The following is an 18,691-nucleotide window of genomic DNA, read 5'->3' as shown; positions in this document are numbered from 1 at the left end:
AAATAATTGATTGTTTAAGCAATTTTTCATAAAATCTTTGGAGAAGAACAGTCCCTTAATAAACTGGGTCTTACTTTTTATTTTTTATTGAAAATTAACTACTTTTCTAAATCCAATTTTTAAAGCATTTTGATAAACAATTTCAAAAATTCGATATCAGAAAAAATTATGAATTCCGTGCAAGTTCCGAAAATTAGATATTGCTCTTGCTTATTAAAAAATAGTAGTCTTATTATTCAACACTAATTTAGAAAATCTTTTTAAGACATTATTCAAACATTTCAGCCCAACGCACTGGTTTAATTTCTTTTGTATTATAAAGCTCTTCAACAGACTTTTTAACCTCCAATTTTGGATATAAATTCACTCCAATTAGTTTTATTTTTCCTTGTTCTACCCATTTTTGCTCTTCAACAGCTTGGTTGTAGATTTTTTCCTGAAGAATCCCCTTTTTTAAAGACGCTAAATACCCTCCATTATTTTCAATTTCGAGGAAGAACTGCCAAGATTTGTCTGCAATTTGTTGTGTGATGTCTTCTATATAATAACTTCCGTTTGATGCATCTTCAAATACATTGATGATACTTTCATAGGCTAAAACAATCTGTTGTTTAAATGAAATTTCTTCTGAATTCTCGGTAGTATTATCTATTTGATAATTGTTGCTATAAACTGCATCAGCACCGCCAATCATAGCCGAAGCCAATTCTAAAGTGGATCGTATTAGATTATTTTCACTGTCTGAAACCGATTTGTTTCTAAGCGATGTTTCTGCGAAGATATATGGAATTAAATTTAAATCAACTTCTTTTGAAAACTGATTAAAAACCAATTTAAAAGCTCGAATCTTTGCCATTTCAAAGAAATAGTTTCCTCCTATGGCAATTTTAAATATCAGTTTATTTAAGACATCTGTACCGTAGATTTCACTGAGTTCTTTTGTCTTTGCGAGAGCGATACCCAGTTGTTGATAAATGGAAGCTCCTGCGTTTTGATGAAGAGAAATATCTACACAAATATTTCTTTTAAACTGTTTTGCAAACAATTCTTTCACTAGCTGGTCATTTATTTCAGCTATTTTTTCATCAAATACATCTATGAGTGAAAAATATTGATCTTCATCTGCCGGGCTTATGTGTTCTGCTAAATCTTTATTGTTGATAAAAATGGTTTTTTCAACTAAATTTTCAACATTTTCTTTGAGTAAAAAAGCAAAAACATCTTCTTCCAAACTTTCATGATAATTTGCCACTAGATGCGTACTTTCTTCAATTTTAGGTAAGCTGACTAATGGCTTTTGTACCGAATTATAGAAAGGCTTTACTTCAATTCCTTCCAAATTTTCTTTTCTTAAAACAAATTCGATATCTTCAGTTTTAAGTTGTTTTTTGACTAAATTTTCCCAATTGGTAAAGGTTTCAGTATGTGACATAAGTGATGAGTAATGGTAATGAGTAATTTTGCGTATAAGATTGATTCTAAAATTGGAACCTATTTGATTCGCAATTTATTTTTTCGCAATGTTTGTACTGTCTGCAACGAGAATAAAGATTTCTTCGTTTGGTTTTTTCATAAAATAATTTTCTCGGGCGTATTTTTCTTTCTCGTCTTTGTTATTCATCAGCTTTTTATAAAATTTATCATTCTTTTCGTATTCGCTTTTATAAAACGTAAGCTGCTCTTCATATTTATTAATTTCCCCGTTTATTTCGTGGATTACGAGAAAAGAAGTTTTATCAAAGAATACCATCCAAACCAAGAAAAGACAAATTGTAATTGTGTATTTATTTAACACATATTTTCTGACAAATTTTATAGTATCAGACTGCGGTTGTATTTCCTTGATCAGATTACTTTCTTTCATTTTAGTGTTTTTTAAGCGAATTTTTAATGACAGTTGTGAGAAAATCAATAGCTACAGAATTTTGTTTCATATTGGGAATAATTAAATCGGCTTCGTTTTTTGAAGGTTCAATAAATTCTTGATGCATTGGCTTCAAAGTAGTTTGATAACGGTGCAGAACTTCATTTAAATCTCTTCCTCGCTCTTGTGTATCCCTTCGAATTCTTCTTATAAGTCTTTCGTCTGAATCTGCATGAACAAATACTTTAAGGTCAAATTCTTTCAGCAATTCTTTATTCGTTAAAACCAAAATACCCTCAACTACCAAAACATTTTTCGGTTCTACGGTGATATGATCTCCGGTTCTACCGTGTGTTACAAAGCTGTAAATGGGTTGTTCAATAGATTCATTATTTTTCAAGGCTTTTACATGCTTTAATAACAAATCAAAGTCTATCGATTTCGGATGATCATAGTTTAATGCTTCTCTTTCTGTAAGTGTAAGATTGTGATTATCATTATAATAATTATCCTGAGAAAGCATATTCATCCCATCAATATCAAGCTGCTGAATAATCTTATCAACAACTGTAGTTTTGCCAGATCCTGTACCACCGGCAATTCCTATTACAAGCATTCTAATATAGTTTGTACAAATATAATATTTTATTTATAAGTAGGAAGCAGTAAATTGGAATTTTGAAGTACTTGCAGCCTATACAGAAGTCTTTACAAGATAAAATCAACAGCATCCGGTAAAGCATTATGGTATAAAAACATTAATGAGCGAAGTTCTGAAAGGACGATATACAATTATTAAAATAAAAAAACTCCAACAAATGTCGGAGTTTATATTTTAAACAATTTCGCTAGTTAGTTGTTTTGAAATTAATTTTTCGTGCATAGGTTTCAAAACATCCATTGACCCAGTTTTTACCGTACATTTTCCTTTGAAATGCACCAGCATTGTGCATTGCTCAGCCTGCTCCGGACTATGCTTGCATGCGATGATTAATGCATCAATTACATAATCAAAAGTATGTATATCATCATCATGAAGGACTAATTTATAAACTTCATCTATATTTTCAAGCACCAAAACATCTTCTTCATACTGACGTTTTGGATTTTCATAGTTTTTTATATTATGATTAAAAGGCATTTTTTAAGATTTTAAACTTCTCCAATTTTTTCTGCAAGATCACTGACATCATCAGAATCTTTAAAAACCAATTCAACTAACTCAACGCTTTTATTATTCATTTTTAGAATTTTACCATGGTAATATTCTAATTCAAATTCTTGATTTTCTTCAGGAATATCTGCTAAAGCATGCAGAATAAGCCCAGCTAAAGTATTGAACTCGCTTTCTTCGGCTAATGGAAGTTTTCTAGGTAAAAACTCGTTAATTTCATCTAAAGGCTGTGTTGCCTGAATCCAATAAGTACTGTCATCAATTTTATCAACTACTTTATCTTCATCGTCATCTTCATCTTGAATTTCACCAACCAATTCTTCAAGAATATCTTCTAGAGTAATAATTCCTTCCGTACCGCCAAACTCATCAATTACAATAGCTAAATGTTGCTTTTTTTGTTGAAAAATTTTCAATAAATCTGAAATCTTCTTGCTTCCCACTACAAAAAACGCATCGCGCATCAGCTCAGTAAGATCAGCGTGCGTCAATTCTCCTTTTCGTTTAACAAATTCTCTTATAATTTCTTTTGTATAAAGAATTCCTACGATATTATCAATAGAATTTTCGTAAACAGGAATACGAGAATATCCACTATCCATAATTTCATTGATGATGCTGTTAACATCTTCATCAAAATTAATAGATGTGATATTTTGTCGTGGAACCATTATTTGCTTTGCAGAATGGTCTGTAAAATCAAAAGCGTTTTTTATGATTTCGTAGTTTTCTTCTTCAATTTCTCCACTATCGGCAGATTGTTTTACCAAGAGCTGGAGTTCTTCTGTAGAGTGAATTTCTTGTTCAGAAGCGGGATGAATTTTCATTAATCTTAAAACTCCGTTAGACATTAAATTCATCAACCAAATAAATGGTTTGAAAACAGTATAAAAAACTCTCAATGGAACAGCCGTTGCCATGGTGGTTGCTTCTGCTTTTCGAATTGCTATAGATTTAGGAATTAATTCACCAAAGACAATGTGCATTACAGTGATAATTATGAAACTTATTACAACAGAAATAGTAGTAACTGTAGATTCACTGAAATTAATGTTCAAAGAATGAAATAGATTGTCTATTACGTGGTGCATTGCACTTTCGCCTACCCACCCCAAAGCAAGTGAAGCTAGAGTAATCCCAAGTTGTGTTGCAGATAGATATTCGTCTAAATGTTTAATGATATGTTCAGCCTGTTTTGCCATAGAATCTCCTTCGGCAGCTTTGATCTGAATTTGCGAATAACGAACTTTAACAATTGAAAATTCTGCGGCTACGAAAAAGCCATTTAGTAAAACAAGAAATAAGGCTAATAAAAGCCTGACTATGTCAGAGTCCATTTAGAAATTATAAATTTATCTTACAAAGATAGTTAAAATATATTTACAAAGAGTTTAAGATTTAAAATTCAAGTTTTAGGATAATACACAAAACTCAAGGATTACAGAAAACTTATTGTTTTATATTCAAATTCTAAATCAAAACTACCAACATCAATCATAACAATAAAAGCACCGATAATACCGGTGCTTTTTATATATTTCAAAATAAAATATTAAGAGTTTTTTAAAGCTTCTGCTCCTGAAACGATTTCTAAGATTTCGTTTGTAATGGCAGCTTGTCTTGCTTTGTTGTAGAAAATAACCAAGTCGTTTTTCAACTCTTGTGCATTATCTGTTGCTTTATGCATTGCTGTCATTCTGGCTCCATGCTCAGAAGCTACAGAATCTAAAACAGCTTTGAATAATTGAGTTTTGATAGATTTAGGAATTAAATTATCCAAAATCTCTGCTCTGTTGGGTTCAAAGATATAATCTGTTTCTACGGGTGCTTCTTGGTTGTCGGGCATTGAGATTGGCAAAAGTTGCTCTGTAGTTACTTCTTGAGTAGCTGCATTTACAAATTTATTGTAGATTACATACACTTCATCAAAAGCACCTTCTCTAAAGCTTTTCATTACGCCCTCCGTAACATTTGCTACAGAATCAAAGTTCAAATTTTCAAAAATCGCACTATCATTAGAATATACTTTACGGCTTCTTCTCACTGCATCATAAGCTTTTTTACCAATGGTAAGCACTTCGATATCGTGTTGAGAATTATTTTGAAACTGAATATTCAATTCTTTTACAATGGATGAGTTGAAAGCACCTGCCAAACCTCTGTTTGAAGTAACAGCAATGTAAAGTACTTTTTTCACTTCTCTTTTTTGAGCGTAAACAGAAACCTGATCAGCATCAGAGCTTGCATTCACATTCTGAATAATCTCCTGAAGTTTTTCAGAATACGGTCTCAGCATTACAATTGCGTCTTGTGCTTTCTTTAATTTCGCTGCCGAAACCATTTTCATAGCACGAGTGATTTGCATCGTAGATGAAATTGAACTGATTCTTCCTCGTATTTCTTTTAAGTTTGCCATTTTGTAACAGTTTTTAGTGTTTAGCGTTTAGTGTTTAGCTTTAGAAAATTTTAAAACTAAACACTTAACACTAAAAACCAAATATTAATTATATTTTGAAGCTAAATCATTAGCAGCCTGCTTAAGAACTGCTGTAATATCATTATCTATTTTTCCAGCTTTCAAAGCAGCCATAGTTTCAGGGTGCTTAGATCTTAGGAAAGAGATATATTCTATCTGGAATTCTTTTACTTTTTTTACAGGAACGTTTCTCATTAAGTTCTCTGTACCAGCGTAAATCATTGCCACCTGAGTATCTACAGGAAGCGGAGAATTTACTGGTTGCTTCAACAACTCTACGTTTCTTTCACCTTTAGAGATAACTGCTAAAGTAGAAGCATCAAGGTCTGAACCGAATTTAGCGAAAGCTTCCAATTCTTTATACTGTGCCTGGTCTAATTTAAGAGTACCAGAAACTTTTTTCATTGATTTGATTTGAGCATTACCTCCAACTCTAGATACAGAAATACCTACGTTGATTGCCGGACGAACCCCTGAGTTGAACAAGTCTGTTTCCAAGAAAATCTGTCCGTCTGTAATAGAGATTACGTTTGTCGGGATATATGCAGAAACGTCACCAGCTTGAGTTTCGATAATTGGAAGTGCAGTTAATGACCCACCACCTTTCACGATTGGTTTTAAAGACTCAGGTAAATCATTCATTTGGCTTGCAATTTTATCATCAGCGATTACTTTTGCAGCTCTTTCCAATAATCTTGAGTGAAGATAGAAAACGTCTCCAGGATAAGCTTCACGGCCCGGTGGTCTTCTCAATAGTAGAGAAAGCTCACGGTAAGCAACTGCTTGTTTAGATAAATCATCATAAATGATTAATGCAGGTCTACCAGTATCTCTGAAGAATTCTCCGATAGATGCACCAGCCATTGCAGAATAAACCTGCATCGGAACTGGATCTGAAGCGTTAGCAGCAACAATTACTGTATAAGCTAAAGCACCTTTATCAGATAAAGTTTTCACAATCTGTGCTACTGTAGAAGCTTTTTGCCCGATGGCAACATATATACAATATACAGGATTTCCTGCATCAAAAAATTCTCTTTGATTGATGATTGTATCAATAGCAACAGTAGTTTTACCTGTTTGTCTGTCACCAATGATAAGCTCTCTCTGACCTCTTCCTACAGGGATCATAGAATCAATTGCAACGATACCTGTCTGTAGAGGCTCAGTTACTGGTTGTCTGTAGATAACACCAGGAGCTTTTCTTTCCAATGGCATTTCGTACAATTCACCTGTGATAGGACCTTTACCGTCGATAGGGTTACCAAGAGTATCAACTACTCTACCCAACATACCTTCTCCTACTTTAATAGAAGAGATTCTGTTTGTTCTTCTTACGGTGTCTCCTTCTTTCACCAATTTACTTTCACCTAGAAGAGCCACACCTACGTTGTCTTCCTCTAAGTTTAGTACAATACCCTCTACATCGCTAGCAAATTTTACCAACTCTCCGTATTGTACATTTTCTAACCCGTAAACACGAGCGATACCATCACCGATGGTAAGAACTGTACCTACTTCCTCAACGTTTGATTGAGTATCGAAGTTGGCCAATTGCTGTTTTAAGATCGCAGATACTTCTGCTGGATTTATTTCTGCCATTGTATGGTTGTTTTTTTTAATTTAAATGAAAATCTTTTTTGATGTTGTTAAGCTTAGATTTCACAGAGGCATCTACCTGCTGGTCTCCTACTCTTAAAATGTAACCTCCTAAAATTTCAGGTTTTACAATTACATTAATATCAAAGTTTGAATTTGGTTTAACCAAATTGGATGATTTTAAAATCTCATCGAGATTATCTTTAGAAAGCTCAGTAGCAGTGGTAAGAGTTACTCTCTGCACTCCATTGATGTCTTCAACTTTATTAATAAACTCTTGAGCTATATTTTTCAAATGATTTTCACGTCCGTGTTTGATGACCAAAGTGATCAAATTCTGCGAAACCGGCGATAATCCTTTAAAAATCTCTTTTGCTACCTCTACTTTCTTTTTTGCATCAATGTAAGGTGTTTTGAAAAATTTGTTTAAATCCTCAGATTCAGACATCAGTTTCTTCACATCTTTCATTTCAGAAAATACAGTAGCCGTCTGCCCGCATTCATTGGTGAACTCGAGCAATCCCTGTGCGTATCTTTTAGCTACTTTAGATGTAAGCATTCTTAGTTAAGATTAGATTTGTTTAAATAATTTTGAACAAGCTCGTTTTGTGCTTCGCTATTATCAAGCTTTTGCTTCAAAATAGATTCTGCAATGTTAACAGACAATGTACCGATTTGAGATTTGATATCTGCCATAGCAGCATTTTTCTCAGAAGTAATAGTTTGTTTAGCTGCTTCAATCATTTTTTCTCCTTCAGATTTAGCAATATCTTTAGCTTCAGCAACGATTCTTTCTTTGATCTCTCTTGCTTCTTTTAAGATACCGTCTCTTTCGATTTTAGCCTCACGAAGAATTCTCTCGTTGTCAGACTTCAAGTCTTCCATTTCTTTTTTAGCCAATTTAGCTTGATTCAATGCATCAACAATAGATGTTTCTCTTTCGTTTACTGCATTTACAATTGGTTTCCATGCAAATTTCCCTAAGAGAAATAACAGGATTACAAAAGTAAGCGTCATCCAAAACAAAAGGCCAATTCCAGGTTCTATAATTCCCATATCTGTAAGTTCTTTTTAAATGTAATTTTAATGGATCATTTTTTAAAAAAATCCTTAGCAGCTGCCAACCGCATTACTGCTAAGAATATTTTTTTTTGAGGATAGATTACTTGATGAAAGCACCAAAGATAATCGCAATAAGACCAGCACCTTCGATAAGACCAGCAGCAATAAGCATTGCTCCTTGAATCTTACCAGCTTGCTCTGGCTGTCTAGCGATAGCATCCATTGCGTGACCTCCGATTTTACCAATACCAAGACCTACGCCTAATACTGCTAAACCAATTCCTACGTAAACTAAACCTGCTCCAGTTGACATGTCCATAATAAATAAATTATATTAGTTAAAAAATATTTTAAATTCTGTTTTTAAAAAAAAATTAGTGTGCGTGCTCTTCGTGGTGGTGATCTTGCACTGCAATACCGATAAATAATGCGGATAATACTGTAAAGATATACGCCTGTAAAGCGGCTACCAATAATTCAAGTACCGATACAAACAAAGCCAATGGTACAGATGCAAATCCTAATAAAGGAGATTTGAAGATGAAAATCAAAGAGATAATCGCCAAAATCATAATGTGACCTGCCGTTACGTTGGCAAAAAGTCGCATCATCAATGCAAAAGGCTTTGTGAAAATCCCGATGATTTCAATAGGAACCATAATCGGGTATAATAATAAAGGTACTGGTGGCATAAAGATGTGTTTCCAGTAATCTTTATTAGCACTGAATAATGTAATTAACAAAGTAATAACAGCCAACACTGATGTAATTGCAATATTTCCTGTCAAGTTTGCGCCGAATGGAAAGAAAGGAATCAATCCGAAAAGGTTATTAAACCAGATAAAGAAAAATGCAGTCAATAAATAAGGCATATATCTTTTATACTTTACAGATCCGATGTTTGGAATAGCCACTTCGTCTCTAATAAAAACGATAACAGGTTCTAATAACCTCCCTGCTCCTTTTGGTAATTGAGATTTTTTATAGTTTCTAGCCATTCCGATGAAAATAACCGCCATAAAAATCACAGAGATAAGCATTGAAGCAGTATTCTTTGTAATTGATAGGTCAAAATAAGAATCAGATGCAGACTGCTTTCCGGAAATTAAAGCGAAAAGTCTTGCTTCTTTAATCCCTTTTGTAGAAGTCACCTTCCCGTGGTGCATTGTATAACCATCTTTCTCTTGACCGTGGGCTATATCTTTAGAAAGAAACGTATGCCAACCTTCGTTATCTTTAATAATAATAGGAAGAGGAACAGATACGTGGTGCTCTTCACCGTTATCATCTTTAGTAGTCCATAAATGCCATTCGTTTGAGTCACCGATGTGCTCCATGATCATTTCTGTAGCATTGAAGCCTTTTTCGCCCTCTTTGTGCTCTACTTTTTCAGCTGATTTTCCACCTTCATTCTCGTGCTGAGCAGAAGCAAAACTACCGATCAGTACAAATAAAAATGCGAAAAATAATGAAGAAATCTTTCTGTTCATATCTCTTTTTTAATCGTGTGCAAATATATCGAATTTATTAGAGTCTGCAAATATTAAAAATTGATTTTTATCATCAAAAAAATCACAATTTGTTAATGAGTTTTATCACACTCAAATATATAATAAAAGATGAAATGATAAAACATACCACAAGTAATAAGAAATTTTCTTTTGTTTTTGAGATTATCAACAAAGAAATCACAAGCCATACTAAATCTTTGGTGATATTAAGTGTCAAGAATTTCATTGCTGCATCGTCTTTTCTGTACAAATATTTTTTAAATATAATATAAGTAGCAGAATTAAAAATCAGCATTAAAAGAACAACAATAAAACAATCAAAAAAATACATTTTGCAAAAATAAAATTATAATTGAAAAACAGCGACATAACGATGTTTTAAATTCTTAAAAAAAAGCTTATTTTTGCAAACCTTATATATTATTTTTATGTTTAATAGTTTACAGGATAAATTAGACAAGGCACTGCACAACATTTCCGGAAGAGGAAAAATCACTGAAATAAATGTTGCAGAAACCGTAAAAGAAATCAGAAGAGCGTTGGTGGATGCCGATGTTAACTATAAAGTTGCCAAAGATCTTACGAAAAGAGTTCAGGACAGAGCTTTGGGCGAAAATGTTTTAACATCGCTTACTCCGGGACAGCTGATGACAAAAATCGTTCATGATGAGTTGGTTGTTTTAATGGGAGGTTCTCAGGAAGGCATCAATCTTTCAGGAAAACCTTCTGTAATATTAATTGCAGGTCTTCAAGGTTCGGGTAAGACCACTTTTTCAGGTAAACTTGCCAGTTACTTAAAAACCAAAAGAAACAAAAAACCATTATTGGTAGCTTGTGACGTTTATCGTCCCGCTGCAATTGATCAGCTAAAAGTTTTGGGTGGGCAAATAGGTGTTCCTGTTTTTACAGAGGATGGTTCCGTTGATCCTGCTTCAATTGCCGAAAAAGCAATCAGTTTTGCAAAATCAAACGGTCACGATGTAGTCATTGTAGATACAGCAGGCCGTCTAGCGGTTGATGAGCAGATGATGAACGAAATTAAAACGGTTCATGCTACTATTAAACCCAATGAAACTCTATTCGTAGTTGATTCAATGACGGGTCAAGATGCTGTGAATACAGCAAAAGCGTTTAATGATGCTTTAAATTTTGACGGTGTTGTTTTAACAAAATTAGATGGTGATACTCGTGGTGGAGCTGCATTAACGATTCGTTCTGTTGTTGAAAAACCAATCAAATTTATCTCAACTGGAGAAAAAATGGAAGCTTTAGATCTTTTCTACCCAGAAAGAATGGCAGACAGAATCTTAGGAATGGGAGATGTTGTTTCTTTGGTAGAAAGAGCTCAGGAGCAATTTGACGAAGAAGAAGCAAAAAAACTTCACAAGAAAATTGCTAAAAACGAATTTGGTTTTGATGATTTCTTAAAGCAAATCAATCAAATCAAAAAAATGGGTAACATGAAAGACTTGATGGGAATGATCCCTGGAGTTGGAAAAGCCATTAAAGACGTTGAAATAAGTGATGATGCATTTAAACATATTGAAGCTATCATCTACTCTATGACTCCTGACGAAAGAAGAAGGCCTTCTATTATCAACACACAGAGAAAAAACAGAATTGCTAAAGGTGCCGGAAGAAAAATTGAAGACGTCAATGCTTTGATGAAACAGTTTGACCAAATGGGAAAAATGATGAAAATGATGCAAGGACCACAAGGAAAACAAATGATGCAAATGATGAGCAAAATGCCAAATATGCCTGGAATGGGCGGAATGTTTGGAAAATAAAAGACATCAATAGTATAAATACAAACTCTCAGCATTGTCTGAGAGTTTTTTTATGAAAATATCTCCATATTTATTAAGTTGATAATTTTCTCCGATTTTATATTTTTCCCATTGAATATTTACCTAATTAAATTGACGGATGCGCTGTCTTAAAATAAAAATTATATATCAACTTTTAGCACATATTAACAGATATATACAATTCCCCCAATAGGAACAGATTTTCGGGGCTTTTTATAAAAATTATGCAGCTATCTTCCTCATTAACTCTTAATAATGAAACAAAAGCAAAAACTCAGCTTAAGCTTGCTATACAACAAAATGAATAAATTTAAAAATAAATCGCTTTATAATTGAAAATGTATTGACAAATAAAAAAAATAGTTTTCAATTAATGCAAAGTATAAAGTTTTGATACAATTATCAATAACTACTTTATAAAACAACATACCATTGACCTATTTCAAGAAAACAAAAACTGCAAGAAAATTGTAATAAGAATTTTGGTTTATCCTATTTAGAATTTTAAAGAGTAAACTCAGCTCTTTTATTACTTAAATATACTTAGACAATGAAAAAAAAGTGGGGTAAATTATAAAAAAATATTTTATTGCAGTCAATCCCAATGTGGTATTATATCATCAAAAATAAGAATTCCTTCCCTTAGTATTGAAATCTTTTACCTATTTTTGATTAAAATAAACGGAGGTTTTTTCACAGACACACTTCAAAAAATGCGTATAACAATATCAATTTTAACATTTTTAATACTTTCGAGTTGTAATAAACAAAGTAAAATAATAGAAGTAAATTCTAATAAAGTTGTTGGAATTTGGAAACTTGATTTGAAAAATGATTCTTTAAGTTTTATAACCGCAAAACTAAATTTACTTGAAAATAACACCTTTAAATATTCTGGAAAGTATCAATCAAAAATTTCTTTATTTTCGCTGGGAAAATGGAAAATTGTTTCAGATACATTATATCTTAAAACTGAAAATATTAACAAATGTTACTATTTGTGGAATGGAATTTCTACGCAGTGCGAGAATTTTGATAATTCAAAAACTGAAAATGGAATTGTCGTAAAACAGCACTTTGTAGAGCCAACAACTATTAAAAATTGTTTGCCGAAAAGCAGAAAAGTTTATTATTCTAAATTTACTGACGAAAAATTTTTAGTTAAAAATGATTTATTAATTTATGTTCCTAAAAAATACGATTGCTCTAAATATATTCCTGGAATAAAAATAATAATTGAAAAATAGAATGTCTGCTAATATCCAAGCTTTCGTTTTGTCTGAAAGACAAGAAATGAGTTAACAATCACCGAAACCAAAAAAAACAAAAACTTTGAGGTAAAGCCTATTGAATCCTTTCACTTCACTCTGAACAGGCTCACCTTCGGTGGCTTTTCCTCCGCACTTGGTAATCTTATGGAGTTGTCGTTTTCAAAATGTAGATTTACAAAGCAGCTTTTTAGAAGGACTGCTTTTTTTGTGGCGTTTGGTAGCAATACTTGCATTCTGTAGTTTCAATGATCATTTTCCACAAAAGCACTAATAAAGCCAACCTGGATTATCTCCAGAAATAGAATCTTCTAAACTCTTAAAAACCATTTGATTCCGGGCAATTCCAGTGATGTGTTGCATTATTAAAAACAAGATTTTTTTTCGTATTATTAAAATTCTTTATTTATATTTGATTATCCTAAATGGAAATTTTTCAGTGACTGTGGAGGCAATATTTTCGAGCTAAAAAGTAAAACTGAAAAAAATAAACAAAAAAACAAAGAAAAAATGACAAAAAAAATTTTAACATTCGCAATGCTAACAGCATTATTTTTAAATTCTTGTAAAGAATCACCAAAAAAAGAAAATAAAGAAACTTCAAAAACTGAAACAGTTGAAAAAACTGTTGATGAAATTGTAAAAAGTTCGTCGACTGACAAAGATGGGAAAAAATTAGAAATGACTTTTAACAACACTAAAGACCTTGTAATTATAAATTTTAATGGAGAAACAATGGAATTAGTAGGACAAAAACCTGCTTCAGGAATTTGGTACAAAAATGACCATTATGAATTAACAGGAAAAGGCGAAAACGTAGTGTTGAAAAAAGACGGAAAAACTATATTTGAAAAATAAAACTGCCACTAATAACTAAAACTTTCTTTTTCGCTGAAAAACAAGAAATAAAAATTTATTAAACCTTTCTAATTTGCTATTCATAAGATTAGTTTTGGTAGCTTTTATGAAAGAAATAGCTCCGTTGCTCCCAATGACGGTAATCGTTTTTAGAATGTAGATATACAAAGCAGTTTTAGAAGAACTGCTTTTTTGTGGAGTTTGGTCGCATTTTTTCGTTTCATTGCACATTTCCCCGAAAACACCTTACTATTTTCCACGAAAGTATCGATAAATCGAAGTAGATGATCTTCAGAAATCGACTCTTTCAAAACTTTGAAAATCATTTCATTGCAGGTAATCCAAGTGAGGTGTTGCATCAATAAATACACAAATTCACTCAATGTACTATTGAAATTTTTTACCTATTTTTGATTTAATTAAACGGAGGTTTTTTTACAGACTGACGTTAGCTACAATATTTATAAAAAATGAAAATAACAACCTATTTATTATTACTTTTTTTCCTTTTTTCGTGTAATACTTCAACTGACGAAATACTTCAAAATGAAAAAAAATGTTATATAACAAAATTCAATCCCGTTATCATTAAAGTAACTGGTCAAGAATTGTTTACTTCTGAATATATTTATGATTCAAATAATAATATCATAAAAAAACTAGATTTTTCAATTGTTGAATCTGGGTCTAGCCCAGGAAATCCATTGCCTATTCCCATATACACAACAGAACTAAAAACTACAACTACCATAATTTTTAATTCTAATAATTTGCCCTTTCAAATTATTCAGGAACCTGATTTATACAATGAGCAAATAACTGAAAACTTGTCATACATTAATGGAAGATTGAATTCAAAAGAAATTATTACAACAAATCTAAATTATAATCTTAGCTCTAAAATGAAATATGACTACAGTTATGATTCTAATAATAAAATAACTTCTGTGACTGGAAAACATTACGATGCTTTTGATACCTTAGATTTGACTGAAAATCAAATTATAATTTATGATTTAAATGGTAATCTTTCATCTGTTACAAAATCCACAATAAATGGTAATAATTATACAACCAAAACAATTTTAGAATATTCAAATTATGATACATTTAAAAATCCTTTTAAAGATATTCAAGTTCCATTTGAAGATTATATATTCATAAGATTTTCTAAAAATAATTATACGAAGTATAGTAAAAAATATTATGTAAATGATATACTTCAATCACAAGAAACAAAATCATTTACTTATAATTATAATGAAAATAATTATCCTATAATAGCTGCATTCAAATGCAATTAGTACCGTAGCTAATAACTAAGCTTTCGTTGGGCTTGCAAAGCCAATAATGAAAGTCCGTTGCACGGAACCTTCGGTGGCTTTTTCTCCCCATTGGGTAATCTTATGGAGTTGTCGTTTTTAGAATTCAGATTTATAAAAGTAGTTTTTTAGAAGGACTGCTTTTTTTGGTGGCGGTTGGTAGCATCTCTTGCATTTTTGTAGTTTCAATGATCATTTTCCACAAAAGCATCAAGAAAGCGAACCGGATTATCTTCAAAAAACGAATCTTCCAAACTCCTAAAAACCATTTGATTGCGGGCAATTCCAGTGATATGTAACATCATTAAACACACGAATTCCTTCCCAAATTATTGAAATTTTTTACCTATTTTTGATTATAATAAACGGAGGTTTTTTCACAGACATGCGCTAACTGCAACTTTTTAAAACGAACCCTAAAAGAAATAGTAAATATGACAGAAACAGACAGATTATCTCTGTTTTTTAGCAATGAATTTCCTTTTAATAAAGAGGGTTTAGAAGAATTTGTCCATACATTTGTCATCAAATCCTACAAAAAAGGAGAAATCATTTTAGAAAATGGTAACACAGAAAACGAACTTCGATTTTTAGATCACGGGATTATTCGGGAATTTTATGCAACCAACGGCAGAGAAAAAAATATTAATTTTTACACCAATGCAAGTTTTATCACCGATTTTTCGTCGTTTACTCATGCTACACCTTCAAAAAAACATCAAGAATGTTTGACTGATGTGCATTTGAGGGTTTTATCCAAAGAAAAATTCGTGACTTTTACCAACCAATACAATTGTGGCAAATTGTTTATTGAAACCATTTTCCAACGAATTGTGGTCAATAAAGAAACCGAAGAATTCAACCATTTTGTAAATACTGCAGAAGAATTGTATCTCGATATTATGAAAAATAAACCTGATTGGTTATTGCAAATTCCGCAATATCATATTGCATCTTATTTGGGAATTACGCCCGAAACATTGAGCAGAATTAGAAAAAGAATATAGCCTACAATAATTTTACATTTTTTGGATCCAATAAAAAAATGTTCGTCTTCAGTTCTTTTTGAATGGTTGTAGCGTCATTATGACCGGCAAAAATGGGCATATCGATTTCTTTGTAGCGCTCTTTAAATAACAATAAACTGTTCTTCATGTCTTCAGGATTAGAACCAGGCCAATCTATTCTTCCGATCGTTCCTCTGAAAATAAAATCACCTGTCAACATCAATTCTCCAAAATCAAAAATGGTGCAACCAATGCTGTGTCCCGGATAAATACCTGCTTTGAAAATAAAGTTTTCTATTTGATAGGTGGTTTCATCTTCTAAAATTTTTACAGGAATATCCAATATCGTTTCCTCGAGTCCAAAATGTTCGGAACCTATAAAACTAAGATTTCGGATTCGATCACTCAACAATTCTTTTGATTTTTCAGAAGCCCAAACATCGACTCTGTATAAATCCATAAAATATTGTACACTAAAAATATGATCCTGATGCGAATGGGTGATCAATATACCGACGATTTTCAAACCTAAAAAATCAATTTTTTGTTCGATTGCTTGAGGATCAAAACTGGGGTCAACAATTAATGCATTGTTATGATTATCAATTATTATGTAAGAATTTGTTGCAAAAATAGTATTCGATAGTACTTCAACTTTATAATTCATTTTTTCTGATTTTTAGTGTTGCAAAAGTAGTATTGAACAAAGGTGTTTGCATTGATTGAAATCAATTTCGTACCCTTCAATATTTTAATTTCTTGATTTCAATCAATGGAAAATATTTTTACATTGGGCAACTTTGCACTCATCATTAAAAAATTAGGAACAATGAAAATACATCATTTGAGAAACGCCACTTTGGTCATAGAAACCGAAGATAAAGTCATTTTAGTAGATCCGATGCTCGGAAAAAAAGGAACAGCTGGACCCACTTTTACGCTTTTCCGTTTCAAACCACAACGAAATCCTATCGTAGATTTACCAAAGAACGGAATGAAAATCGTTGAAAAAACGACGCATTGTTTAATAACGCATTTACATCCAGACCATTTGGACAAAGAAGCCGAAAATTTTCTTCGCTCTAAACAAATTCCAGTGATTTGTAGCATAAAAGACGAAGCCACCTTAAGAAAAAGAGGGTTAAACGTTTCGCAAACTGTTGAATATTGGAAAGAAAGCCCTTTTTTAGGTGGGAAAATTCAAGGAATTCCAGCAGTTCACGGATACGGATTTGTAGCCAAACCAATGGGAAATGTGATGGGTTTTTACGTAGAATTACCGAATGAAAAATCAATCTATTTAAGCGCGGATACCATTTATACAGATGATGTTCACAAAGTTTTGACACAATTGAAACCTGAAATTTCAGTAGTCGCTTGTGGAACTGCGCAATTAGATATTTTTCAACCTTTATTAATGCGAATGGATGACATATTAAAATTCGTAAAAAACGCACCAAACAAAGTTATCGCAAATCACTTAGAAGCTGTAAATCATTGTCCAACAACGAGAAAGCAATTAGAAGAAGAAGTTTCAAAAATTGGACTTTCTGACAAGATTTTTATTCCAAATGATGGAGAGATTAGAGTGTATTAAAGAAGCTAAAATCTATTTGAAGCACTAAATAAAAATAAACATAGAAATCAAAAATGAACTTTCAAATACAAAATAGCAACAGTAACGATACCGACGAAATTTTCCGTTTATACAAAATCGCTACCGATTTTCAGAAGACAAGATTTACCAACCATTGGCCAGAATTTGATAGAAAACTTATAGAAACTGAAATTTCAGAAAACAGACAATGGAAAATAATTGCAGACGGTAAAATTGCTTGTGTGTGGGCGATAACTTTTGATGATCCCCAAATTTGGGAAGAGAAAAATGAAGACCCATCAGTTTATATTCACCGCATTGCAACCAATCCTGATTTTCGCGGACAAAATTTAGTGGGCAAAATTGTAGAATGGGCAAAAATTTATGCCATTGAAAAACAAAAACAATACATTAGAATGGACACAGTAGGTTATAATTTAGGTCTAATTAATTATTACACTAGATGTGGTTTTGACTTTTTGGGTTTATTGAAACTTAAAAATACCGAAGGACTTCCTGCCCATTACGACAAGGCGACCGTAAGTTTATTTCAAATAAAAGTAGAATAGTCATTTGAATAAAACATTCAAACTTTTTTTGTACAGCCTGCAAAACAATGTAGAACTGAACTCCACAACAAGTCGCTAAAAACCAAGCTTTCGTTTTGTCTGAAAGACAAGAAAACTTGTGTGTTCCAAAGTCAGATGAAATAATAATCACGGACTTTATTAAAAAACAAAAAGGAATTAGTAAAGTCTGTTGTTGCTCATTTTTCAGTTAACGCCAGTTGTTTTTCTTAAAAAATATTTTTAAAACGAACTGAATTAGTTTCAGAAAGAGCATCTTTAAATTATTGAAAAACAAATGATTGCGCACGATAAAAATGATATACAACTTTATTACAAAGATTGATTTCTTCCCGTATTTTCAAATTAATTTACTTATTTTTGATTATAATAAACAGAAGTTTTTTCATATCCGATGTGCTTTCCAAACAAAACTCATTCAATGAAAATAACCGAAAAAAAAAACAAATAAATTATTGAAATTTTCACTAAAACTGCAAATGATTTCGACACAAATAGAGAAAATCATCTCCTCTCCTACCCTCACTTTTTGAACTATTTCAAAAATTTGCAAAC

19 protein-coding genes are annotated in these 18,691 nt (G+C 32.0%); 7 read left to right on the top strand and 12 right to left on the bottom strand.

Annotated elements, in window-relative coordinates; all coding sequences use genetic code 11:
* Nucleotides 1–268 precede the first annotated feature (268 nt).
* The 11 genes from BW939_RS13985 to atpB all read right to left on the bottom strand — a co-directional run bounded on the left by BW939_RS13985 (nt 269) and on the right by atpB (nt 9,665).
* Nucleotides 269–1,432 (bottom strand): methylmalonyl-CoA mutase family protein, encoded by a 1,164-nt coding sequence (locus tag BW939_RS13985; RefSeq protein WP_076452641.1) that lies wholly within the window; start codon nt 1,430–1,432, stop codon nt 269–271.
* Nucleotides 1,433–1,507: 75 nt separating this feature from the next.
* On the bottom strand, nt 1,508–1,864 hold the full coding sequence (locus BW939_RS13980; protein ID WP_076452640.1) for an FtsB family cell division protein: 357 nt from the start codon (nt 1,862–1,864) through the stop codon (nt 1,508–1,510).
* A gap of 1 nt (nt 1,865) precedes the next feature.
* Nucleotides 1,866–2,480 (bottom strand): uridine kinase, encoded by a 615-nt coding sequence (gene udk, locus BW939_RS13975; protein WP_076452639.1) that lies wholly within the window; start codon nt 2,478–2,480, stop codon nt 1,866–1,868.
* A gap of 219 nt (nt 2,481–2,699) precedes the next feature.
* On the bottom strand, nt 2,700–3,005 hold the full coding sequence (locus BW939_RS13970) for an ATP-dependent Clp protease adaptor ClpS (protein ID WP_076452638.1): 306 nt from the start codon (nt 3,003–3,005) through the stop codon (nt 2,700–2,702).
* 11 nt (nt 3,006–3,016) lie between these two features.
* Nucleotides 3,017–4,375, bottom strand: a complete 1,359-nt coding sequence (locus BW939_RS13965; protein ID WP_076452637.1) for a hemolysin family protein — start codon at nt 4,373–4,375, stop codon at nt 3,017–3,019.
* Nucleotides 4,376–4,590: 215 nt separating this feature from the next.
* Complete coding sequence (gene atpG, locus BW939_RS13960) at nt 4,591–5,454, bottom strand: ATP synthase F1 subunit gamma (RefSeq protein ID WP_076452636.1); 864 nt, start codon at nt 5,452–5,454, stop codon at nt 4,591–4,593.
* Nucleotides 5,455–5,538: 84 nt separating this feature from the next.
* The gene (gene atpA, locus BW939_RS13955) at nt 5,539–7,116 is read right to left on the bottom strand and encodes a F0F1 ATP synthase subunit alpha (RefSeq protein WP_076452635.1); all 1,578 of its coding nucleotides are present in this window, start codon (nt 7,114–7,116) and stop codon (nt 5,539–5,541) included.
* 16 nt (nt 7,117–7,132) lie between these two features.
* Complete coding sequence (atpH, locus tag BW939_RS13950; RefSeq protein ID WP_076452634.1) at nt 7,133–7,672, bottom strand: ATP synthase F1 subunit delta; 540 nt, start codon at nt 7,670–7,672, stop codon at nt 7,133–7,135.
* Nucleotides 7,673–7,674: 2 nt separating this feature from the next.
* Nucleotides 7,675–8,169: a F0F1 ATP synthase subunit B gene (locus tag BW939_RS13945; protein WP_076452633.1), complete on the bottom strand. Its 495-nt coding sequence runs from the start codon at nt 8,167–8,169 to the stop codon at nt 7,675–7,677.
* Between the two features lie 106 nt (nt 8,170–8,275).
* Nucleotides 8,276–8,494, bottom strand: a complete 219-nt coding sequence (locus BW939_RS13940; protein ID WP_056031560.1) for an ATP synthase F0 subunit C — start codon at nt 8,492–8,494, stop codon at nt 8,276–8,278.
* A 55-nt stretch (nt 8,495–8,549) separates the two neighbouring features.
* Nucleotides 8,550–9,665, bottom strand: a complete 1,116-nt coding sequence (atpB, locus tag BW939_RS13935) for a F0F1 ATP synthase subunit A (RefSeq protein WP_076452632.1) — start codon at nt 9,663–9,665, stop codon at nt 8,550–8,552.
* Nucleotides 9,666–10,114: 449 nt separating this feature from the next.
* Between atpB and ffh the strand changes: the two genes are divergently transcribed.
* The 5 genes from ffh to BW939_RS13900 all read left to right on the top strand — a co-directional run bounded on the left by ffh (nt 10,115) and on the right by BW939_RS13900 (nt 15,952).
* Complete coding sequence (gene ffh / locus BW939_RS13925; protein ID WP_076452630.1) at nt 10,115–11,476, top strand: signal recognition particle protein; 1,362 nt, start codon at nt 10,115–10,117, stop codon at nt 11,474–11,476.
* Between the two features lie 689 nt (nt 11,477–12,165).
* Entirely contained in the window at nt 12,166–12,744 is a 579-nt protein-coding gene (locus BW939_RS13920; RefSeq protein WP_076452629.1) for a hypothetical protein, read from the top strand.
* Between the two features lie 531 nt (nt 12,745–13,275).
* A complete protein-coding gene (locus tag BW939_RS13915) occupies nt 13,276–13,623 on the top strand; it encodes an MliC family protein (RefSeq protein ID WP_076452628.1) in 348 nt (115 codons plus the stop codon).
* A gap of 470 nt (nt 13,624–14,093) precedes the next feature.
* Nucleotides 14,094–14,927 (top strand): hypothetical protein, encoded by an 834-nt coding sequence (locus BW939_RS13905; protein WP_076452626.1) that lies wholly within the window; start codon nt 14,094–14,096, stop codon nt 14,925–14,927.
* A 452-nt stretch (nt 14,928–15,379) separates the two neighbouring features.
* The gene (locus BW939_RS13900; protein ID WP_076452625.1) at nt 15,380–15,952 is read left to right on the top strand and encodes a Crp/Fnr family transcriptional regulator; all 573 of its coding nucleotides are present in this window, start codon (nt 15,380–15,382) and stop codon (nt 15,950–15,952) included.
* A gap of 1 nt (nt 15,953) precedes the next feature.
* Here the strand turns inward: BW939_RS13900 and BW939_RS13895 are convergent, their stop codons facing one another.
* Nucleotides 15,954–16,619: an MBL fold metallo-hydrolase gene (locus BW939_RS13895; RefSeq protein ID WP_076452624.1), complete on the bottom strand. Its 666-nt coding sequence runs from the start codon at nt 16,617–16,619 to the stop codon at nt 15,954–15,956.
* 162 nt (nt 16,620–16,781) lie between these two features.
* Here BW939_RS13895 and BW939_RS13890 point away from each other — a divergent pair, with 162 nt between their 5' ends.
* Together BW939_RS13890 and BW939_RS13885 are read left to right on the top strand one after the other, a co-directional pair.
* The gene (locus BW939_RS13890; protein WP_076452665.1) at nt 16,782–17,549 is read left to right on the top strand and encodes an MBL fold metallo-hydrolase; all 768 of its coding nucleotides are present in this window, start codon (nt 16,782–16,784) and stop codon (nt 17,547–17,549) included.
* A gap of 53 nt (nt 17,550–17,602) precedes the next feature.
* Nucleotides 17,603–18,118 (top strand): GNAT family N-acetyltransferase, encoded by a 516-nt coding sequence (locus BW939_RS13885; RefSeq protein ID WP_076452623.1) that lies wholly within the window; start codon nt 17,603–17,605, stop codon nt 18,116–18,118.
* Nucleotides 18,119–18,691: the final 573 nt, after the last annotated feature.

It is taken from the genome of Chryseobacterium piscicola (assembly GCF_900156685.1).
Taxonomy (GTDB): Bacteria; Bacteroidota; Bacteroidia; order Flavobacteriales; family Weeksellaceae; genus Chryseobacterium; species Chryseobacterium piscicola.
Note: the sequence above shows the minus strand (reverse complement) of the source record. Positions and strands in the feature narration are given on the sequence as shown.

Coding starts and splice junctions, on each gene's coding strand:
- BW939_RS13985 (WP_076452641.1), bottom strand. CDS start 1,432: ATGTCACATACTGAAACCTTTACCAATTGGGAAAATTTAGTCAAAAAA.
- BW939_RS13980 (WP_076452640.1), bottom strand. CDS start 1,864: ATGAAAGAAAGTAATCTGATCAAGGAAATACAACCGCAGTCTGATACT.
- udk (WP_076452639.1), bottom strand. CDS start 2,480: ATGCTTGTAATAGGAATTGCCGGTGGTACAGGATCTGGCAAAACTACA.
- BW939_RS13970 (WP_076452638.1), bottom strand. CDS start 3,005: ATGCCTTTTAATCATAATATAAAAAACTATGAAAATCCAAAACGTCAG.
- BW939_RS13965 (WP_076452637.1), bottom strand. CDS start 4,375: ATGGACTCTGACATAGTCAGGCTTTTATTAGCCTTATTTCTTGTTTTA.
- atpG (WP_076452636.1), bottom strand. CDS start 5,454: ATGGCAAACTTAAAAGAAATACGAGGAAGAATCAGTTCAATTTCATCT.
- atpA (WP_076452635.1), bottom strand. CDS start 7,116: ATGGCAGAAATAAATCCAGCAGAAGTATCTGCGATCTTAAAACAGCAA.
- atpH (WP_076452634.1), bottom strand. CDS start 7,672: ATGCTTACATCTAAAGTAGCTAAAAGATACGCACAGGGATTGCTCGAG.
- BW939_RS13945 (WP_076452633.1), bottom strand. CDS start 8,169: ATGGGAATTATAGAACCTGGAATTGGCCTTTTGTTTTGGATGACGCTT.
- BW939_RS13940 (WP_056031560.1), bottom strand. CDS start 8,494: ATGGACATGTCAACTGGAGCAGGTTTAGTTTACGTAGGAATTGGTTTA.
- atpB (WP_076452632.1), bottom strand. CDS start 9,665: ATGAACAGAAAGATTTCTTCATTATTTTTCGCATTTTTATTTGTACTG.
- ffh (WP_076452630.1), top strand. CDS start 10,115: ATGTTTAATAGTTTACAGGATAAATTAGACAAGGCACTGCACAACATT.
- BW939_RS13915 (WP_076452628.1), top strand. CDS start 13,276: ATGACAAAAAAAATTTTAACATTCGCAATGCTAACAGCATTATTTTTA.
- BW939_RS13905 (WP_076452626.1), top strand. CDS start 14,094: ATGAAAATAACAACCTATTTATTATTACTTTTTTTCCTTTTTTCGTGT.
- BW939_RS13900 (WP_076452625.1), top strand. CDS start 15,380: ATGACAGAAACAGACAGATTATCTCTGTTTTTTAGCAATGAATTTCCT.
- BW939_RS13895 (WP_076452624.1), bottom strand. CDS start 16,619: ATGAATTATAAAGTTGAAGTACTATCGAATACTATTTTTGCAACAAAT.
- BW939_RS13890 (WP_076452665.1), top strand. CDS start 16,782: ATGAAAATACATCATTTGAGAAACGCCACTTTGGTCATAGAAACCGAA.
- BW939_RS13885 (WP_076452623.1), top strand. CDS start 17,603: ATGAACTTTCAAATACAAAATAGCAACAGTAACGATACCGACGAAATT.